Raw genomic sequence first — 19084 nt, 5'->3', positions numbered from 1 at the left:
CGAATCAGCCGAAGACATACTCGACGGCCCGGCTGAATCCCCAGTCAAGCACGGTCAGGATGCAGATGACGACGACAACGAAGACGATCACCGCGGTCGCGTACGTCGTCAGCTGCCTGCGCGAGGGCCAGACGACCTTCCGCAGCTCCGCGACGACCTGTCGGTAGAAGAGCGCGAGCTTGCCCAGCGGGCCCCTCTTGGCTCGACGGCCGCGGCGGCCGGTGCCGCCCTCGCCCCGGGGTTCCGGCGCCTCAACGGAGTCCGTGATCCCAGCCACTCGTCCTCACCCGATCCCGGTCATGGTCATAAGCCGCCCGGCCACCCGGACGGCTCTTCACTTCGTGCAGCAGGGCCGGAGGGACTTGAACCCCCAACCGCTGGTTTTGGAGACCAGTGCTCTACCAATTGAGCTACGACCCTTTACCGTGTGGCCCCGACAACGTACCGCATCGGGCGCCACCGGTGAGGAGTGTACGTGTTCAAAGCCCGGGCGTCGAACGGTTGGTGCGTGGAGCTACCCCGGGGGCGCGGTGTGACGGATGTGGCGGGTGTGATGATCGCGCGCAACCCGCGTGCCACCGCGCGCGCCGGTCTGGGACGATGCCCCCATGAGTGCCGCAACCCCACCCCCTGCCCAACCGCCCGTCGCGCCGCCGGCCCAGCGCCGGGTCTCGGCGCGGATCGGCGCCATCTCCGAGTCCGCGACGCTGGCCGTGACCGCCAAGGCGAAGGCGCTGCGCGCCGCCGGCCGCCCGGTGATCGGATTCGGCGCCGGCGAACCGGACTTCCCGACCCCCGACTACATCGTCGCGGCGGCCGAGGCCGCCTGCCGGGAGCCGCGCTTCCACCGCTACACCCCGGCCGGTGGGCTGCCGGAACTCAAGGACGCGGTCGCGGCCAAGACGCTGCGCGACTCCGGCTACCAGGTCGAGGCCAGCCAGGTGCTCATCACCAACGGCGGCAAGCAGGCCATCTACGAGGCGTTCGCCACCCTGCTCGACCCGGGCGACGAGGTGATCGTTCCCGCCCCCTACTGGACCACCTACCCGGAGTCGATCCGGCTGGCCGGCGGCGTGCCGGTCTTCGTGGACACCGACGAGACCAGCGGATACCTGGCCACCGTCGAGCAGTTGGAGGCGGCCCGCACGCAGCGCACCAAGGTGCTGCTCTTCGTCTCGCCGTCCAACCCGACCGGCGCGGTCTACTCGCCCGAGGAGACCAGGGCGATCGGCCAGTGGGCCGTCGACCACAACCTGTGGGTGCTGACCGACGAGATCTACGAGCACCTGGTGTACGGCGACGCGCAGTTCAGCTCGCTGCCGACGCTGGTGCCCGAGCTGGCCGACCGCTGCGTGATCGTCAACGGGGTCGCCAAGACCTACGCCATGACCGGCTGGCGGGTGGGCTGGGTGATCGGCCCGCGCGACGTGGTCAAGGCGGCGGGCAACCTCCAGTCGCACGCGACCTCCAACGTGAGCAACGTCGCGCAGGCCGCCGCGCTGGCCGCCGTCGCGGGCGACCTGGACGCGGTGGCCAGGATGCGGGAGGCGTTCGACCGGCGCCGCACCACCATCGTGCGGATGCTCAACGAGATCGAGGGCGTGCACTGCCCGGAGCCCAAGGGCGCGTTCTACGCCTACCCCTCGGTCAGGGAGCTGCTCGGCCGGGAGATCGGCGGGCTACGGCCGTCGTCCACGCTGGAGTTGGCCGAGGTGCTGCTGGAGAAGGCCGAGGTGGCCGTGGTGCCGGGCGAGGCGTTCGGCACGCCGGGCTATCTGCGGTTCTCGTACGCGCTGGGCGACGACGACCTGGTGGAGGGCGTCTCCCGGCTCCAGAAGCTGCTGGCCGACGCGGGCTGAGGCTGGTCGCGGCGGGGGCCCCGACGGCGTCGCCGTCGGGGTGCCGGCCGTGTCGCCGTTCTGGGGCACCGGTCCGAACTGGGGCTCGGGCCGGCGCCCCTGGGGGTGGCCGGGTTTTGGCGCGCCGCCCGGTTGCGGCAAGATCCTGGAATGGCTCGTGTTCGTGACTTGAGGTCCCTGCCGAAGGCGCATCTGCACCTGCACTTCACGGGTTCGATGCGGCCCGGCACGCTGCTCGAACTGGCCGACAAGTACGGGGTGCACCTGCCGGAGGCGCTGCGCGGCGGCGAGCCGCCGAAGCTGCGGGCCACCGACGAGCGGGGCTGGTTCCGCTTCCAGCGGCTGTACGACATCGCCAGGTCCTGCCTGCGGGAGCCGGAGGACATCCGGCGGCTGGTGCGGGAGGCCGCCGAGGAGGATCTGCGGGACGGCTCGCGCTGGCTGGAGATCCAGGTGGACCCGACCTCCTACGCGCCCCGACTGGGCGGGCTGATCCCGGCGTTGGAGATCATCCTCGACGCGGTGCGCGACACCGCACGGGAGACCGGCCTCGGGATGCGGGTCGTGGTGGCGGCGAACCGGATGAAGCACCCGCTGGACGCGCGCACCCTCGCCAGGCTCGCGGTGCGCTACCGGGACCAGGGCGTGGTCGGCTTCGGGCTCTCCAACGACGAACGCCGGGGCTTCGCGCGGGACTTCGACCGCGCCTTCGCCATCGCGCGGGACGGTGGGCTGCTGGCCGCGCCGCACGGCGGCGAGTTGGCGGGGCCGATCAGCGTGCGGGACTGCCTCAACGACCTGGGCGCGGCGCGGGTGGGACACGGGGTGCGGGCCGTGGAGGACCCGGGGGTGCTGACCAGCCTCGCGGAGGCCGGGGTGGCGTGCGAGGTCTGCCCGGCGTCGAACGTGGCGCTGGGGGTCTACGAACGTCCGGAGGACGTGCCGCTGCGAACGCTCTGGGAGGCGGGGGTGCCGATGGCGCTGGGCGCGGATGACCCGCTGCTCTTCGGCTCGCGGCTGGCCGAGCAGTACCGCATCGCGCGGGAGCACCACGCGTTCACCGATCACGAACTGGCCGAGCTGGCCCGCCAGTCGGTGCGGGCCTCGGCGGCGCCGGAGGATGTGAAGGGGAAGATCCTCGTCGAGATCGACGCCTGGCTGGCGTCCTGACGGGGGCCCTCCGGGGGCGGCGCGGACGACAACGGTGAGGGGCCACCCCGGCGCGTGGTCGACTGCGGGCCATCGACGGTTGCTCGCGCCCCCGAGGCCGGTGGCACCTCAAGGGGCGCGAGTGATCTGAGGCGCGCCGCAGACGACAACGGCGGGGGCCACCCAGGTGCGTCGTCGAGTACGGCCCGTCACCCCTTGCTCGCGCAGTTCCCCGCGCCCCCAAACCCGGTGGCACCTCAAGGGGCGCGAGGAACTGCGCGGGTGATGAGGGACGGACCGCACACGACAACGATGGGAAGCACCCGGGTGCGTAGTCGACTGCGGGCCGACGACCGTTGCTCGCGCAGTTCCCCGCGCCCCTGAGCCCGGTGGCACCCCAAGGGGCGCGGGGAACTGCGCGGGTGATAGGGGACGAGCCGCACACGACAACGGTGAGGGGCCACCCCGGCGCGTGGTCGACCGCGGAGCACCCGTCAGAGCGCCGCGCCGACCAGGACCGGCTCGTTGACCAGCGTGACGCCGAACGCCGCGTGCACGCCGTCGCGGACCTCGCGGGCCAGGGCGAGCAGGTCGGCCGTGGTGGCGCCGCCCCGGTTGGTGAGGGCGAGGGTGTGCTTGCCGGAGATCCGGGCGGGGCCCGTGCCGTAGCCCTTAGTGAAGCCGGCGCGGTCGATCAGCCAGGCGGCGGAGGTCTTGGTGTGGCCGTCGGGGGCGGGGAACGCGGGGGGCACCTCGTCGGGGCCGAGGCGTTCGGCGGCGCGGCGGCGGAAGGCGGCGAAGGCGTCGGCGTCGAGCACGGGGTTGGTGAAGAAGGAGCCGGCCGACCAGGTGTCGTGGTCCTCCGGGTCCAGCACCATGCCCTTGCCGGTGCGCAGCTTGAGGACGGCGTCCCTGGCGTTGGCCAGCGGGACCCGGCCGCCCTGTTCGACGCCGAGCAGCCGGGCGGTCTCGGCGTAGCGGATGGGGGCCGAGAGGCCGCCGGCGTCCTGGAGGGCGTAGCGGACGCGGAGCACGACAAAGCGGTGCGGGTCGGCCTTGAAGCGGCTGTGGCGGTAGGCGAAGCCGCACTCGGCGCCGGGAAGGGTCACCGTGCGGTCCGTCTCGCGGTCGTGGGCCACGACCTCGGTGATCACGGAGGAGACCTCCTGGCCGTAGGCGCCCACGTTCTGGATCGGGGTGGCGCCGGCGGAGCCGGGGATGCCGGCGAGGCACTCGATGCCGGCCAGGCCGGCGTCGACGGCGCGGGCCACGGCGGCGGACCAGTTCTCTCCGGCGGCCAACTCCAGGTTCTCGCCGTCGAGTTGGACGCCGGTGGTGGCGATGCGCAGGGCGGTGCCCCGGAAGCCGGCGTCGGCCACGACGAGGTTGCTGCCGCCGCCGATGACGAGCAGCGGCTGGCCTTCGGCGTCGGCTCGGCGGACGGCCTCGACGACCTCCTCGTCGGTGGTCGCCGTCAGCAGCCGGTCGGCGGGGCCGCCGAGGCGGAGCGTGGTCAGCGGAGCCAGCGGGGCGTCAGGAGTTTCCAGCACCACGCCACCATACGAGACCGTCCCGCCCGTGGCCGGCGGGTGCTCGGCCACGGGCGGGACGCGCCCCCCGCTCGCCGTCAGACCGGGGCGCCGACCGGCGCGAGCGTCGCCTCGGCCTGGTCCGGCGTGGAGCCCGGGGTGGCCGGGGTGGCCGGGGGCCGGACGGGGTTCCTCGGGATCAGCAGCACCAAGGCGGCGGCGACCAGCAGCAGGGCGGAGCCGATCCAGAGGGCCGGGACGAGCCCGTCCGTGAAGGTCTCCGGGGTCTCGTAGCCGCCCTGGCTGGCGAAGACGGAGGCCAGCACGGCCACGCCGAGGGCGCCGCCGACCTCGCGCAGGGCGTTGTTGACCCCGGAGGCTATGCCCTCCTCGTGGGGCTGGACCGAACTCATCACCATGGCGCCGGTGGGGGCGAAGAACATGGCCATCCCCGCGCCGCTGATGACGAAGGCCGGTATCTGCGCGCCGTAGCTCACGCCGGGCTCGGCGAGGAGGGCCATCCAGCCGAGGCCGGCGGCCATCAGGGTCATTCCGGTGGCGACGACGGTGCGGCCGCCGATCCGGTCGGTGAGGAACCCGGCGAGGGGCGCCACCAGCAGGGTCATGCCCGTCCAGGGCAGCATCCGCAGGCCGGCCTCGGTCGGCGAGTAGCCCTGGATCAGCTGGAGGAACTGGGTCAGCAGGAAGATCGAGCCAAACATCCCGGCGAACATCAGCAGGCTGGCCGCGTTGATCACGCTGAACGTGCGGGAGCGGAAGAAGCGCATCGGCAGCATGGGGGCCTCGGTGCGCAGCTCCCAGGCGACGAAGGCGACCAGCAGCAGCCCGCCGAGGACGAAGCCGGCGACCACAGGGCCCGAGGACCAGCCGTGCTCGTGGCCGCGCACCAGGGAGAGGACGACGCCGAAGAGGCCGCCGCTGACCAGGGCCGTGCCGGGCAGGTCGAGCCGGCCGTCGCCGCCCCTGCTCTCGACGAGCCGGGTGCGGACCAGCGGGAGCAGGGCCAGGCCGATGGGCACGTTGAGCCAGAAGATCCACTGCCAGGTGAGGTGTTCGGTGATGGCGCCGCCGACGAGCGGGCCAGCCGCGACGGCGAGGCCGTTGACCGCGCCCCAGATGCCGAAGGCCATGCCGCGCCGCTCCTTGGGCACGGCGGCGGAGATCAGGGTGAGGCTGAGGGGCAGGATGATCGCGGCCCCCGCGCCCTGGAGCGCGCGGGCGGCGATCAGCTCGCCGGTCGTGGCGGCGAGGGCCGCGCCGGCCGAGGCCAGGGTGAAGAGCGCCACGCCGAAGCCGAAGACCCGGCGCCGCCCGAAGCGGTCCCCGAGCGCCGCGCCCAGCAGCAGGAGACAGGCGAACGGCAGGGTGTAGCCGTTGACGATCCACTCCAGATCGGAGAGCTTCCCGCCGAGATCGTCCCTGATCACGGGCAGCGCGGTGGTGACCACCAGGTTGTCCAGGGCCGCCATGAAGGTGGCGGCGCCGACGATCAGCAGGGTCCAGACGGCGCTGCCGCGCCCGCCGCCCGATGTCCCCTCCCTCGCCCGCTCCCCCAACGAGTCCTGGTGGCTTGGTCGTTGCTCCATCGTCCCCTCCTCCTTCGGGGCGTGAGGTGCCCCGGTCGCGGCCGGCGGTCGTTCGCCTGGCCGGCGGATCAGCGAAGATTAGTGATTGGTCAATAAGTTTCGTGGACAGACGTGTGCCCCGTGGCGGAACACACGGCTCCCCCGGCGGGGAGAAGCGGTCGGGCGGCGCCGGGTCAGGCGGTGCCCGCGCCCTCCTCCGCCCCCTGCGGGTCGGAGCCCGAGAGATAGTCGAAGACGGTCAGCTCGTCCCAGACCCGGTGCCCCTCGGGGAAGCCCATGGTCAGGGTCACATTGATCAACATGCCTATGCCGGCGAAGTCCCGGGTGAGAACGGGGTCGTCGCCGAGTCTGCCCCTTATGGCGTCCAGCAGCCCGGCCCACTGGGCGCGGATCTCCTCGGCGAACTCCACGTCCCCGTCGGCCTCCCTGGTGCTCACCGCGACGAACATCTGCATCTGGAAGAGCAGGTCGTCGCGGTCGGAGATCAGCGGGAAGTACGCCTTGCACATGGCGTCGTGGGCCTCCTGCGGCCCGAGCCCTTCGGCGGCGTCCTCCAGGTGTCGACGCATCCGCTCGATGGAGCGGCGCGCGGCGGCCAGGAAGATCGCCCGCTTGTCGGGGAAGAGGCGGAACAGATACGGCTGGGACACCCCCACCCGCTTGGCGATGGCGGCGGTGGACGTGCCCACGTACCCGGAGCGGCCGAACTCGACCACCGCCGCGCGGATCACGCTCTCGCGTCGCTCCTCGGCCGACATCCGGCCGCTCTCCCGTGCCATGCGAGTAAGTTATTGGCCAATCACTAACCTTGTCAACCCCGGGGCGGACCAGGCTCGTTCCGCCCCGGGGGACGTCAGGCGCCGGGCGCTCAGGCCAGGCGGACCACGGCCCTGGCCAGGCCCAGCACCTTCTGCTCGTCGTGCACGGCGGTGAGATCCACCCGAACGGTGCGCAGCTCGTCGTCCAGCTTGACGGCGACCCGCCCGCCGACCTCGATCTCCGCCGCGACCACCGCTTCGAGGCCATCGGGCCCCGCCGGCACGTCCGGCACCACCACCGGCTTGGTGAAGCGCACCCCGTACTCCAGCACCGCGCCCGGGTCGCCGACCCAGTCGGTGACCACCCGGATCGCCTGGGCCATGGTGAACATGCCGTGCGCGATCACGTTGGGCAGCCCGACGTCGCGCGCGAAGCGCTCGTTCCAGTGGATCGGGTTGAAGTCCAGCGAGGCACCCGCGTACCGGACCAGGGTGGCCCGGTTGACGGGGAAGGTCCTGGTCGGCAGCTCGGTGCCCACCTCGACCCCGGCGTAGGCGACGCGGTGCGCGGTCGTTCCGGTCATCGTTCCCCCTCCCCGGCCGGCGCGTTCTCGTCGGCGCTCCTGGCCACCAGCTTGGTGTGGGCGGTCGCCACCAGCGCGCCCGTCTCGTCGTGCAGCTCGCCGCGCACCGTCAACATGTCGTTGCCCTTGAGGGACTTGACCGACTCGATGGTCGAGGTGACGGTGAGCCGGTCGCCGGCGCGCAGTGGCCTCACGTAGGCGAACTTCTGGTCGCTGTGCACCACCCGGCTGTAGTCCAGGCCCAGCTTCGGGTCGGAGACCACCTCGAAAGCGGCGCGGTAGCTGACCAGGAAGACGAAGGTGGGCGGCGCGATCACGTCCGGATATCCCAGGGCCCTGGCCGCCTCGGGGTCCGTGTAGACCGGGTTGTCGTCCCCGATCGCCTGGGCGAACTCGCGGATCTTCTCCCGGCCCACCTCGTACGGCTCGGTGGGGGGATAACTCCGCCCGACGAACGACTGGTCGAGAGGCATCGGCGAACTCCTCACATCCATGGGACAGCGGGGACGACATGGCTGGTGCGGGAACCGCGCGCGAGGGCCGGGGTGGGCGCGCGCCGTCCGGGAGAAGACGTGAAGCCGCCCCCGGTGGGAACCGGGGGCGGCTTCGACACGGCGATCGTGAGTTCTGCGCGAACTCGGATACCGAGCGCGACGAGCGCTCAGCGGGTCTCGCGGTGGGCGGTGTGCGCGTTGCAGCGCGGGCAGTGCTTCTTCATCTCCAGGCGGTCCGGGTCGTTGCGCCGGTTCTTCCTGGTGATGTAGTTCCGCTCCTTGCACTCCACGCAGGCCAGCGTGATCTTCGGGCGGACGTCGGTGGCAGCCACGTGAGTGCTCCTTGACGGATGGACGGGTGAAACGCATTGAACACAGAGAGAGTAGCCGATCGGAGGACCGACCCCGCAATCGGCTACTGAGAGTAGCGGCGACCGGACTTGAACCGGTGACACAACGATTATGAGCCGTTTGCTCTACCGACTGAGCTACGCCGCCACAGGGTGAGCCGCCCCCACCCATTGGGCGAGAGCCGGCACCCCAGAGCCCCAAAACGGAATCGAACCGTTGACCTTCTCCTTACCATGGAGACGCTCTGCCGACTGAGCTATTGGGGCGAGCGCTCAAGAGATTACACGCTCCACGGCGGAAGGCGAAATCCATTGGCCGGCCGGTTCGGTGGCCAAGAGGTGGGCGTTTCTTATGACTTTCCCGGGTCTCCTGGGCACGTCCCGGCCGGGCCGTCGGCCGCCGCCTACGCTCGCTTCCGCAGTCGTCGCCCGAGCGGGGAGCGCGATGTCGGATATGCCACAGCCGACCGGGGGCCTGGTGCTGCGCGGCCCGCGCCTGGCCGACGGGCGGGTGGTGGACGTGGCCCTGGCCGGCGGCCGGGTCGCCGCGCTCGCGCCGGCCGGCGCCCTGCGCCCCGACGCCCCCGGTGACCTGGTCGAACTCGACGGCTATCTGCTGCTGCCGGCGCCGGCCGAACCGCACGCCCACCACGACACCGCGCTCACCGCCGGCGGCGCCGGCGCCAGGGGGCGGACGCCCCTGCCGCAGCGGGTCGCCGAGGCCACGCTGCTCCAGCTGGGCCACGGCGCGACCGCCCAGCGCTGCCATGTACCCGTAGGCGGGGAGCGGGGGTTGGCGCCGCTGGAGGCCGTGCTGGGGGCCGCGCGGGCGCTGACCGGGCTGGCCGAGGTGAGCACGGTGGCGGTGCCGGGCCGGCTGACCGGGGTGGCCGGGGCCGACGGCCGGGCCCGGCTGCGGGACGCGGTGGCGTTGGGCGCGGCGGCGGTGGGCGGGAGCCCGGATCTGGATCCGGACCCGGCGGGCCATCTGGCGGAGGTGTTGGCGCTGGCCGACGAGCACGGGCTGCCCGTCGACCTGCACACCGGGGCGGCCGACCCCGGGTGGCTGGCGCGGCTGGCGGCGGCGGCGCGGTCCGGCGGCCGGTGGCGTTCGCTGTGCCTGGGGCCAGCCGGCGGGCTGGGCCGGCTGGCGCCGGCGGCGCTGCGGCGGGTCGCCGAGGGGCTGGCGGCCGGCGGGGTGCGGGTGGTGTGCCTGCCGCAGGGCGGCTGCGCGCCGCCTGGGCACGGGCAGCCGCCGGTGCGGGAGTTGGCGGCGGCGGGGGTCGAGGTGGCGGCCGGCGGTGGGGCGTTGCGTTCGGCGGCCAACCCGGTGGGGCGGGGCGACCCGCTGGAGGCCGCGTTCCTGCTGGCGACGCGCGGGGAACGGGCGCCGCTGGCCGCCTATGCCGCGGTCAGCGCGCGGGCGCGGGCGGCGCTGGGGCTGCCGGCGCCGGCCGAGGTGGCGGTGGGGGCGCCGGCCGAACTCCTCGCCGTGCGGGGGGATTCGGTGGCCGAGGCGCTGTCGCTCGGGTACAGCAGGGTGGTGGTCCACCGGGGGCGGATCGTGGCGCGCACCAGCGCGGTGCGCGAGTACGCGGCCGGGCCGCCGAGCCCGGCGAGTCTGGAACTCCCGCGCCAGCAGGCGGGTTGACGCCGGGGCGCGGTGTTGTTGACGCCGGGGCGCGGTGTTGTTGACGCCGGGGCGCGGTGTTGGGGTGGCCGGCGGGATGCGCGTTACGGTCGAGACATGCGCACTGTCATCGCTGGTGGACACGGCAAGATCGCCCGGCGGCTGGAGAAGCTGCTGTCCGGGCGGGGTGAGCGGGTGGCCGGGCTGATCCGGCGGCAGGAGCAGGCGGGAGCCCTGCTGGCCGCCGGTGCCGAGCCGGTGGTCTGTGACCTGGAGGAGGCGTCCGTCGAGGAGGTGGCCCGGCATCTGGCCGGCGCGGACGCTGCCGTCTTCGCGGCCGGCGCCGGGCCGGGGAGCGGGGCGGCGCGCAAGGACACGGTGGACCGGGCGGCGGCCACGCTCTTCGCCGACGCGGCGCAGCGGGCCGGGGTGCGGCGGTTCGTGGTGGTGTCGGCGATGGGGGTGGACGACGAGCCGCCGGCGGGCACCGATCCGGTCTTCGCCGCCTATCTGCGGGCGAAGGGCGCGGCGGACGCGGACATCAGGGCGCGCACCGGCCTGTTCTGGACGATCCTGCGGCCGGGGCGGCTGACCGACGACCCGGGCACGGGCCGCGTTCGGCTGGCGCCGGGGCTCGACTACGGGCGGGTCACCAGGGACGACGTGGCCGGGGTGCTGGCCGCGCTGTTGGAGCGGCCGACGACGGCCGGGATGACGTTGGACCTGGTCAACGGGGAGACGCCGATCGCCAGCGCGGTCGCCGAACTGCACGACTGACGCGGCGGGTTGACGGAACGGGGCGGGCCGGCCGGGCCCGCCGGCGGCGAGCGGCCGGCGGCCCCGGTCGTTGCCCGGGCGCCGGCCGCTCGCCCGGCGGGAAACCGGCGAACGTCGTGCGGTCCGCCGCCTTGTCGGGCGGCGGGGGCCGCCCTACCGTGTAGGACGTCCCACGTCCCACGTTGGGCAATCGGGCGCCCACGGCGCCTCGTTCGCACGCATCGCCCCCTCGAAGGAGTCAGCGCGCACATGTCCCCTCTCTCTCACCGACCCAGCCGCCCCGCCCCCGCAGCCCCTCCCGCCCGGCGCGTCCGGGTGCGGCGACGAACCGGACTCGGCCTGCTGGTGGTGACCGGCACCGCCGTGCTCGGGGTGCTGGCCGCCTCGCCGGCGCTGGCGGCCGGTCCGGCCAGCGGCGGCGCGGACCAGCCGCCCGCCGACTGCCTGTCCTCGGTGCCCTTCGTCGCCGGCTCGGACGGCTATGACACCTTCCGCGTGCCGGCCGTGGTGACCGCGCCCTCGGGGACGCTGCTGGCGTTCGCCGAGGGCCGGGTGGGCGGCGCCGGCGACAGCGGCGACATCGACGTGGTGCTGCGCCGCTCCACCGACGGCGGCTGCACCTGGGGCCCGCTGTCCGTGGTGGCCAGCGGCGACGGGGACACCCGGGGCAACCCGGCGCCGGTGTTCGACCCGGCCACCGGGCGGCTGGTGTTGGTGACCTGCTTCAATGGCGGCGGGGCCAGCGAGGAGGCGATCCGGCGCGGCGAGGTCGCGCCCGAGGAGAGCCGCCGGGTCTTCGTGCAGACCAGCGACGACGAGGGCGCGACGTTCACCGAGCCCCGGGAGATCACCGACGCGGCCAAGCAGCCCGACTGGCGCTGGTACGCGACGGGGCCAGGGCACGCCATCGCGTTGACCAGGGGCCCGCACGCCGGGCGGCTGCTGGTGCCGGCCAACCACTCGGCCGCTCCCCCGCCCGGCTCCCCCGACACCGGCGCCGAGGACCGCTACTACGGCTCGCACGCGCTCTACTCCGACGACGGCGGCGCCAGTTGGCAGCTGGGCTACGTCGACGACTCCTACGAGGGCGCACTCAACTCCAACGAGTCCAGCGTCGCCGAACTCCCCGACGGGCGGCTCTACTTCAGCGTGCGGGACCAGAACGGCACCGACGCGGGGGCGCGGCTGGGCGGGTACTCCTCGGACGGCGGCCAGAGCCTGGACGGGCCGCTGGTCCCGCAGGTGGGCCTGGAGCGGGTGCCGGTGGTGCAGGGCAGCGTGCTGCGACTGCCGGGCCGGCAGGGCCCGTTGCTCTTCTCCGGGCCCTCGGAGCCGAACAGCAGGCGGGCGTTGACGGTCTGGCGCAGCGACGACTCCGGCGCCTCGTTCCGCCCCGAGGTGACGGTCTCGGCGCAGCCGGCGGCCTACTCGGACCTGGTGGAGCTGGACCGCCGCACGGTGGGGCTGCTCTACGAGACGGGGCTCGAAGGGCCCTACGAGACGGTCGAGTTCCGCCGGATCGACATCGGCAGGGGCTGACCAGGGGCCCGGACGGCGGCGTCGGGCTCAGAGCAGCCCGGCGCCCGCCAGGTGCTTGGCGACGCGCTCCGTCTCCGCCTCGTCGAACGGGATCTGGGGCTCGGCCGTCGTCGGGTGGTCGATCCAACCCCGCAGGTAGAGCGCGGTCTTGAAGCCGCCGATGGCGGAGGAGCCGCGCCCCATGCGGGCCGGGTCGCCGGCGTCGACCAGCGCGAACAGCCGGGCCAGCCGGTCCTGTTCGGTGCGGGCCCGCGCCCAGTCACCCTGGGCGCAGGCGGCGACCAGCCGCACATAGCCGTGCGGGTCGACGTTGCCCAGGCCGGGGACGACGCCGTGGGCGCCGAGCAACAGGGCGGCGTCCACGACGAGTTCGGAGCCGGTCAGCACGGCGAAGCCGGGCGCGGTCGCGCCCTCCCGCACGCCGGCCAACACGTCGCGCAGGCCGGCCAGTTCGGGGCTGGAGTCCTTCAGCCCCGCCAACACCCCCTCGGCGGCCAGGTCCAGGACCAGGTCGGCGCCCAGCTTGGTGCCGACGGCGGACGGCAGATCGTAGGCGTAGACGGGCGCCTGGGCGTGCTCGGCCAGCACCCGGAAGTGCCGGACCACCTCCTGGGGTTGGACCCGGGTGTAGAACGGCGCTGTGGCGACCACGGCGTCGGCGCCGGCGGCGAGCGCGGCCCTGGCGTGCTCCACCACGCGGGGCGTGGTCATGTCGATGGCGCCGGCCAACACCGGTAGCGCGCCGTCGAGTTGGCCCACGACGGTGTCGACCACCGTGGTCCGCTGCCGGTCGGTGAGGAACGCGGCCTCGGAGGTGGAGCCCAGCACGAAGAGCCCGTCGACGCCCGCGCCCGCCAGGTGGTCGACCAGCCGGGCGAGGGAGACCGTGTCCACCTCCCCGTCCGGGGTGAGCGGGGTGCAGACCGGGGGGACGACCCCGGTGAGGGGGGCGGGCAGACTCATGCGGAACGCTCCTTGGCCTCGGTCGCCTGGGCGACGAGCTGGTGGGTGGTCTCCTCGGCCGCCACCGGGTGGTGGCAGCGGAAGCGGTGTCCACCGGGAGTCTCGCCGTCCGCGTCGCGGAAGTCCGGCATCGACTCGGCGCAGCGCTGGTCCGCCTTCCAGCAGCGGGTGCGGAACGGGCAGCCGCTGGGCGGGCGGGTCGCGGACGGCAGCGCGCCGGTGAGCGGGATGGGCTCGATCGGGTCGAGCAGCCCGGGCGTGGCGGAGAACAGCGCCCGGGTGTAGGGGTGGCGGGCGTGGCCGGTGACCCGGGCGGCCGGGGACTCCTCCACGACGCGGCCCAGGTACATGGTGATCACCCGGTCGCTCATCCGGCGCACGGTCTGGATGTCGTGCGAGACGAAGACCATGGCCAGGCCGAGGCGGGCGCGCAGGTCGAGCAGCAGGTTGAGGATCTGGGCGCGGACGGAGACGTCCAGCGCGCTGGTCGGTTCGTCGGCGACGAGCAGGGCCGGTTCGAGGGCCAGCGCCCTGGCGATGGCGACGCGCTGCCGCTGGCCGCCGGAGAGCTGGCCCGGCAGGGCGTCGGCGGCGTGCGGGGACAGCCCGACCAGGCCGAGCAACTCCCGGACGCGGGCGTCCCGTTCGGCCGGGGTGCCGCGCCGGTGGACGTCGAGCGGGTCGCGCAGCAGGCGGTGCACGGTCAGCCGGCGGTTGAGCGCGGTGGCCGGGTCCTGGAAGACCATGCCGACGCCGGCGCCGATCGCGGCGCGGCGCTCGGCCGGCGCCATCGCCCACAGCTCGCGGCCCCGGTGGCTGACGGTGCCGGAGGTGGGGCGGGCGATGCCGACCAGCACCCGGGCGAGCGTGGACTTGCCGCAGCCGGACTCGCCGACGACGCCGACGGTCTCGCCCGGCGCGATGGTCAGGTCGGCACCGACCAGGGCGCGCACCCGTTCCCCGCGGCGCAGCGGGCCGCCGCCGCGCACGGGGTAGTCGAGGTGCACGTCGGACAGCTCCATCAGGGGCGGCGTGCGGTCGTCGGTCATGCGCTGGCCTCGCTCTCGGTGCCGGTGCCCTCGGGGGGCGCGGGGCGGTCGGAACGCGCCGGGTCTTCGCTTCCGGGCGCCGGTGCCGGGTGGTGGCAGGCGACGAGGTGGCCGGGGGCGCTCGCGGGGAGCAGCGGAACGGGCTCGGCGCAGGCCGCGTCGGCGAGCGGGCAGCGGTCGGCGAAGCGGCAGCCGGGCGGGAAGTCGGCCGGCGTCGGCACCACGCCCCTGATCTGCGTCATCCGCTCGGCGCCCGACTCCAGGGAGAGCACCGAGCCCAGCAGGCCCCGGGTGTAGTGGTGGGCGGGCGCGCCCACCAGGTCGGCGGTGACGCCCTGTTCGGCGATCTGCCCGCCGTACATCACCACCACCCGGTCGGTGACGTCGGCGACCAGCGCCAGGTCGTGGGAGACCAGCACCAGGGCGAAGCCCAGCTCGGCGCGCAGCCGCAGCAGCAGCTCGATGACCTGGGCCTGGATGGTGACGTCGAGCGCGGTGGTCGGCTCGTCGGCGACGATCAGCCGGGGCTCGCGGGAGAGCGCCATGGCGATCAGCACGCGCTGCCGCTGCCCGCCGGACAGCTCGTGCGGGTAGGCGCGCAGGGTGCGTTCCGGGTCGAGGCCGACGAGGCGGAGCAGCTCGGCCGGGGAGCGCCGGCCGCCCCTGCGGACGAGTTGGCGCAGCTGGGCGCGGATGGTCATGGCCGGATTGAGCGAGGAGAGCGCGTCCTGGTAGACCATCGCCATCTGGTGGCCGAGCAGGCCGCGTCGGGCGCGCGGCGCGAGGTCGGTCAGCTCGCGCCCGTCGAAGCGGACGCTGCCGCCGATCTCGGCCTCGCGGGGCTGGAGGCCCATCACGGTGAGCGCGGTCAGCGACTTGCCGCAGCCGGACTCGCCGACCAGGCCGAGGACCTCGCCGGGGCGGACGTCGAAGCTGACCTTCGAGATCACCTCGACGCCCCGGTGCCGTTCGGGGAAGCGGACGGTCAACTCCCGCACGCTCAGCACCGGTTCGGCGGTCACCGGCGGCCTGGCCAGCGCGCGCAGCCGGGCGCCGGCCCGTTCCAGCCCGGGCAGCGGCAGCGGAACGGGGGCGGGCCGCGCGGCGGGCTCGCCATCGTCGACGGGCCGGGCGTCGTCGACGGGTTCCGCGTCCGCGCGCTCGGCCGGCCGAGGGCCGGGCAGGGCGCCGGCCGGCAGGTCGGCGGTCTCACGGACTTCCGGGGGCAGGTCGCGGTGCGGGCGGGGCGCGGCCCAGGAGTCGGAGGCGCCCTCGGCCAGGATGTTCAGCGCCAGCACGGTGAGCAGCATCAGCAGGCCGGGGAAGACCGTGGCCCACCAGCCGCCCAGCAGCACCAGGTTCTTGCCGTCCGCGATCACGCTGCCCCAGGACGGCTCCGGCGGGCGCACGCCGGCGCCCACGAAGGAGAGCGACGCCTCGAAGACGATGGCGTCGGCCACCATCACCGTGGCGAACACCAGCACGGGCGCGGCGCAGTTGACCGCGACATGGCGCACCAGGATGAACGGGGTGCGCGCGCCGATGACCCGTTCCGCCGTCACATAGTCCTCGCCGTACTGGGCCAGCACGTTGGCGCGCACCACCCGGGCGATCGGCGGGGTGTAGAGGAACGCGATCGCGCACACCAGGACCGTGACGCCGCCGCCGAAGACGGAGATCAGCACGGCGGCCAGCGCCACGCCGGGGAAGGCCATCACGACGTCGAGGCTGCGCATCAGCGTCTCGTCCACCGCGCGGCGCGAGGTCGCGGCGACCGCGCCGATGAGCGCGCCGACGACCAGCGCCAGCAGGGTGGCGCCCAGGCCGATGGCCAGCGACCAACGGGCGCCGTGCAGCAGCCTGCTGAGGATGTCGCGCCCGAGGCTGTCCTGCCCCATCCAGTGCTCGCCGGACGGGCCGTCGACGCTGCCCGACTGGGCGTAGGGGTCGTGCGGGGCCAGCCAGGGCGCCAGCAGCGCGGCCAGCACCACCAGCAGCAACAGGCCCAGCGCCACCCGGGAGAGCACCGGCAGCCGGGCGGGGCCGCGCAGCGCGCGGGTGAGGGGGCCGGTCAGCCGGCTCGCTCCCGCTGTCTCGCTTCGCGTCATGTGGCGCTCCTCAGCCGGGGGTTGACCAGCAGGTACAGGATGTCGATGACCAGGTTGACCAGGACGAAGCCGACCGCCGTGGTGAGCACCACGCCCTGCACCACGGCCGGGTCGCCGTTGCGCACCGCGTCGATCATCAGCTTGCCCATGCCGGGCAGGGCGAAGATGGTCTCGATGACGACGGCCCCGCCCAGCAGGTAGCCGACCCGCAGGCCGAGCACGGTGAGCGGGTTGATCAGCGCGTTCCGCAGCACGTTGCGGCCGACCACGACCACTGGCGGCAGGCCGCTGCCGACCGCCGTGCGGACGTAGTCCCGGTCCAGCTCCTCGACCATCGCGGTGCGCACCACGCGGGTCAGCTGCGCGGCGACCGGGAGGGAGAGCGCGAGGGCCGGCAGCGTCAGGGAGTTGAGCCAGCCGCTGAACGAGTCCTGCGGGTTGATGTAGCCGCCGGTCGGGTACCAGCCCCGGTCCACGGCGAGGTACTGGATCATCAGCAGCGCCAGCCAGAACGCGGGCGCCGCGACGCCGACCAGGGAGACCACCCGGATCAGCTGGTCGGCCAGCCGGTCGCGGTACACGGCGGCCAGCACGCCCAGCGGCAGCGCCAGGGCGACCGCGATCCCCAGCCCGAGGAAGGTGAGTTGGAGGGTGAGCGGCAGCGCGGTGGTCACCTGGTCCCAGACCGGGGCGCGGGTCAGCACGCTGATGCCCATGTCGCCGGTGACCAGGTCGCCCACGAAGTCGAGGTAGCGCACGGGCAGCGGGTCGAGCAGCCCGTTCTCCTCGCGGAAGTCGTGGAGTTGCTCCTGGGTCGGGTTGGTGCCCTGGAAGTAGGCGGAGGCCGGGTCCATGTCGGAGAACCGCATGACCAGGAAGACGAAGAGGATGATGCCCAGCAGCAGCGGCACCAGCAGCAGCACCCGGCGGGCCACCATCCGCAGCACGACGGTCACGAGACGACCGCCCCGGTCTGGAGCACGTTGATCCCCGGGTAGGGCTGGGCGCGGACGCCCGTGATGGCGCGGGGGTTCCAGGCGGTGAGCAGCTCGTTGTGGACCACCGGGTAGAGCACGGCCTGCTCGGCGACCAGGTCGAGGGCCTGGTGGGTGAGTTGGAGGCGGGCCTCCGGCTCTGACTCCTCGGTGGCGCGGTCCATCAGCGCGAACAGTTCGTCGGCCGCCTCGCTGCCCTCCCAGCCGGTGTAGCTCATCCACAGGCCGCCGCGCGTGTAGTTGTAGCGGAGGATGAGGTCGGCGTCGAGGCCGAACTGGTTGGGGTTGGAGACGGCGGCGACGGCCTGGTAGGCGCGGTCCTGGTCCATCTTGGTGAAGAGCGCCGAGGTCTCCTGCGGCTCCAGCGTGGTGGGCACGCCGATGGCGTCCCAGGACTCCTTGATGGTGGGCAGGCAGTCGACGGCCCAACTCACGTTCACGGCCATCAGGTTGATGCTGAGGTCGGTGACGCCGGCCTCGTCGAGCAGTTGGCGGGCCCGGTCCGGGTCGTGGCGGTAGACGGTGGCGGCTGGGCGGTGCGCCGGGTTGTTCTCGTCGAGGAACGAGGTGGCCGCCCGGCCGTAGCCCTTGAGGCCGACCTCGATCAGCTGCTCGGTGTCGATGGCGTACAGCAGCGCCTGGCGGACGCGGATGTCGTCGAACGGCGGGTTCTCCGTGTTGAACATCAGGAACAGGTGGTTCATCCCGGCGCCGCCCTCCACCTGGAGGCCGCCTTCGCGGAGTTGGGCCACGTTGGCGTAGGGGATGTTCTCGGCGATCTGCGCCTCGGCACTGTTGCCCGAGATCGCGGCGACGCGGGGCGCGGCCTCCACCACCGAGCGCCAGTTCATGGCGCGGAACGCGGGGTGGCGGGGGCCGTTGTAGTCCTCGAACGCCTCGAAGGTGGTGTTGGACTTGGGGTGGTGGGCGGTCTGCCGGTAGGGGCCGGAGCCGACGGCGAGGCCGCCGGTGGCGCGGTCCCAGGCGCCCTCCTCGCCGAAGACGTGGCGCGGCATGATCTTGGCTATGGTCAGCCGGGGCGCGGCGTCGGGGAACGGGAAGTGGAAGTCCAGCTCGACGGTCCGCTCGTCGACGGCCCGCACGCCCGCGAGCCAGCTGGCGAAGAACGACCTGGCCAGGGTGTTGACCTCGGGGTCGAGCACCCGGTCGAAGGTGAACAGCACGTCCTCGACGGTCACCGGCTCTCCGTCGTGCCAGGTGGCGCCGTCCCGCAGGGTGAACGTCCAGGTGGTGGCGGTGAGGTCGGCCGGCAGGGCGGTGGCCAGCGCGGGGTAGGGGGCCCGGGTGATCGGGTCGGTGTCGAGCAGGCCCTCGTAGATGTGGTGGTTGGCCGCCATGGAGAACGCCGAGGCGGTCTGCGTCGGGTCCCAACTCTGGTCGTTGCCGTAGCCGATGACGGCGGTGAGGGTGTCGAGCGCGGCGCCTGACCCGCCGCCGGTGCCGATGGTGGACGGCGGGCCCGTGCAGGCGCCGAGGCTCGCGGTGAGCGCGCCGGCCGCGCCGAGCGCGCCGCTCAGGCGGAGGAACGAGCGCCGGTCCAGGGGCGGTTGGCCCGGAGTGATGCCGGGGGGACGCCCGGACGGGCGACCGGAGAGACCACCGGAGAGACCACCGGAAGAAGAAGTCACTGTGCCTCCAGCGCGGCTCGGAAGCGGAGGTTTCCGCCATGTTC

Annotated in this window: 17 protein-coding genes and 3 tRNA genes; 5 read left to right on the top strand and 15 right to left on the bottom strand. The window is 73.8% G+C overall.

Features of this window, described 5'->3' with window-relative positions; translation table 11 throughout:
- Positions 1-4 precede the first annotated feature (4 nt).
- Positions 5-268, bottom strand: coding sequence for a preprotein translocase subunit SecE (gene secE / locus FH609_RS12330; protein WP_226961613.1), 264 nt, complete (start codon positions 266-268; stop codon positions 5-7).
- A 79-nt stretch (positions 269-347) separates the two neighbouring features.
- Positions 348-420 (bottom strand) — tRNA-Trp (locus tag FH609_RS12325).
- A 188-nt stretch (positions 421-608) separates the two neighbouring features.
- On the opposite strand from FH609_RS12325, the gene FH609_RS12320 reads away from it, so the two are divergent.
- A complete protein-coding gene (locus FH609_RS12320) occupies positions 609-1859 on the top strand; it encodes a pyridoxal phosphate-dependent aminotransferase (protein WP_139667140.1) in 1251 nt (416 codons plus the stop codon).
- 150 nt (positions 1860-2009) lie between these two features.
- Positions 2010-3029: an adenosine deaminase gene (locus FH609_RS12315; protein WP_139667141.1), complete on the top strand. Its 1020-nt coding sequence runs from the start codon at positions 2010-2012 to the stop codon at positions 3027-3029.
- 473 nt (positions 3030-3502) lie between these two features.
- Here the strand turns inward: FH609_RS12315 and FH609_RS12310 are convergent, their stop codons facing one another.
- The 8 genes from FH609_RS12310 to FH609_RS12275 all read right to left on the bottom strand — a co-directional run bounded on the left by FH609_RS12310 (position 3503) and on the right by FH609_RS12275 (position 8597).
- Entirely contained in the window at positions 3503-4558 is a 1056-nt protein-coding gene (locus tag FH609_RS12310; protein ID WP_139667142.1) for a UDP-N-acetylmuramate dehydrogenase, read from the bottom strand.
- Positions 4559-4635: 77 nt separating this feature from the next.
- Complete coding sequence (locus tag FH609_RS12305) at positions 4636-6144, bottom strand: MFS transporter (RefSeq protein ID WP_139667143.1); 1509 nt, start codon at positions 6142-6144, stop codon at positions 4636-4638.
- A 173-nt stretch (positions 6145-6317) separates the two neighbouring features.
- Positions 6318-6923 (bottom strand): TetR/AcrR family transcriptional regulator, encoded by a 606-nt coding sequence (locus FH609_RS12300; protein WP_226961592.1) that lies wholly within the window; start codon positions 6921-6923, stop codon positions 6318-6320.
- An 89-nt stretch (positions 6924-7012) separates the two neighbouring features.
- The gene (locus tag FH609_RS12295) at positions 7013-7486 is read right to left on the bottom strand and encodes a MaoC family dehydratase (protein ID WP_139667144.1); all 474 of its coding nucleotides are present in this window, start codon (positions 7484-7486) and stop codon (positions 7013-7015) included.
- On the bottom strand, positions 7483-7959 hold the full coding sequence (locus FH609_RS12290) for a MaoC family dehydratase N-terminal domain-containing protein (protein WP_193317860.1): 477 nt from the start codon (positions 7957-7959) through the stop codon (positions 7483-7485). The genes FH609_RS12295 and FH609_RS12290 overlap by 4 nt, the downstream gene beginning before the upstream one ends.
- Before the next feature lie 188 nt (positions 7960-8147).
- Positions 8148-8312: a 50S ribosomal protein L33 gene (gene rpmG, locus FH609_RS12285; RefSeq protein ID WP_077059582.1), complete on the bottom strand. Its 165-nt coding sequence runs from the start codon at positions 8310-8312 to the stop codon at positions 8148-8150.
- Between the two features lie 93 nt (positions 8313-8405).
- Positions 8406-8478, bottom strand: a tRNA-Met gene (locus tag FH609_RS12280).
- A 46-nt stretch (positions 8479-8524) separates the two neighbouring features.
- Positions 8525-8597: transfer RNA gene (locus tag FH609_RS12275), tRNA-Thr, on the bottom strand.
- A 178-nt stretch (positions 8598-8775) separates the two neighbouring features.
- Here FH609_RS12275 and FH609_RS12270 point away from each other — a divergent pair.
- The 3 genes from FH609_RS12270 to FH609_RS12260 all read left to right on the top strand — a co-directional run bounded on the left by FH609_RS12270 (position 8776) and on the right by FH609_RS12260 (position 12276).
- On the top strand, positions 8776-9981 hold the full coding sequence (locus tag FH609_RS12270; protein WP_139667146.1) for a hydrolase: 1206 nt from the start codon (positions 8776-8778) through the stop codon (positions 9979-9981).
- Between the two features lie 96 nt (positions 9982-10077).
- Entirely contained in the window at positions 10078-10737 is a 660-nt protein-coding gene (locus FH609_RS12265; RefSeq protein ID WP_139667147.1) for an NAD(P)H-binding protein, read from the top strand.
- Between the two features lie 339 nt (positions 10738-11076).
- On the top strand, positions 11077-12276 hold the full coding sequence (locus FH609_RS12260) for an exo-alpha-sialidase (RefSeq protein ID WP_405378921.1): 1200 nt from the start codon (positions 11077-11079) through the stop codon (positions 12274-12276).
- Between the two features lie 27 nt (positions 12277-12303).
- Here FH609_RS12260 and FH609_RS12255 read toward each other — a convergent pair whose 3' ends face one another.
- Genes FH609_RS12255 through FH609_RS12235 form a run of 5 tightly spaced genes read right to left on the bottom strand, consistent with a single transcriptional unit; the run spans position 12304 to position 18974 of the window.
- Positions 12304-13239, bottom strand: coding sequence for a dihydrodipicolinate synthase family protein (locus tag FH609_RS12255; protein WP_139667149.1), 936 nt, complete (start codon positions 13237-13239; stop codon positions 12304-12306).
- A complete protein-coding gene (locus FH609_RS12250; protein WP_139667368.1) occupies positions 13236-14261 on the bottom strand; it encodes an ABC transporter ATP-binding protein in 1026 nt (341 codons plus the stop codon). Before FH609_RS12250 ends, FH609_RS12255 begins: the two co-directional genes overlap by 4 nt.
- Positions 14262-14284: 23 nt before the next feature.
- A complete protein-coding gene (locus FH609_RS12245; RefSeq protein WP_139667150.1) occupies positions 14285-16396 on the bottom strand; it encodes a dipeptide/oligopeptide/nickel ABC transporter permease/ATP-binding protein in 2112 nt (703 codons plus the stop codon).
- Positions 16393-17352 (bottom strand): ABC transporter permease, encoded by a 960-nt coding sequence (locus FH609_RS12240; RefSeq protein WP_139667151.1) that lies wholly within the window; start codon positions 17350-17352, stop codon positions 16393-16395. Before FH609_RS12240 ends, FH609_RS12245 begins: the two co-directional genes overlap by 4 nt.
- Positions 17349-18974, bottom strand: coding sequence for an ABC transporter substrate-binding protein (locus FH609_RS12235; protein WP_226961611.1), 1626 nt, complete (start codon positions 18972-18974; stop codon positions 17349-17351). Before FH609_RS12235 ends, FH609_RS12240 begins: the two co-directional genes overlap by 4 nt.
- Between the last annotated feature and the right edge of the window lie 110 nt (positions 18975-19084).

It is taken from the genome of Streptomyces sp. 3MP-14, assembly GCF_006334905.2.
Classification (GTDB): Bacteria; Actinomycetota; Actinomycetes; order Streptomycetales; family Streptomycetaceae; genus Streptomyces; species Streptomyces triticirhizae.
This window is presented reverse-complemented; position numbering and strand designations above follow the sequence as displayed.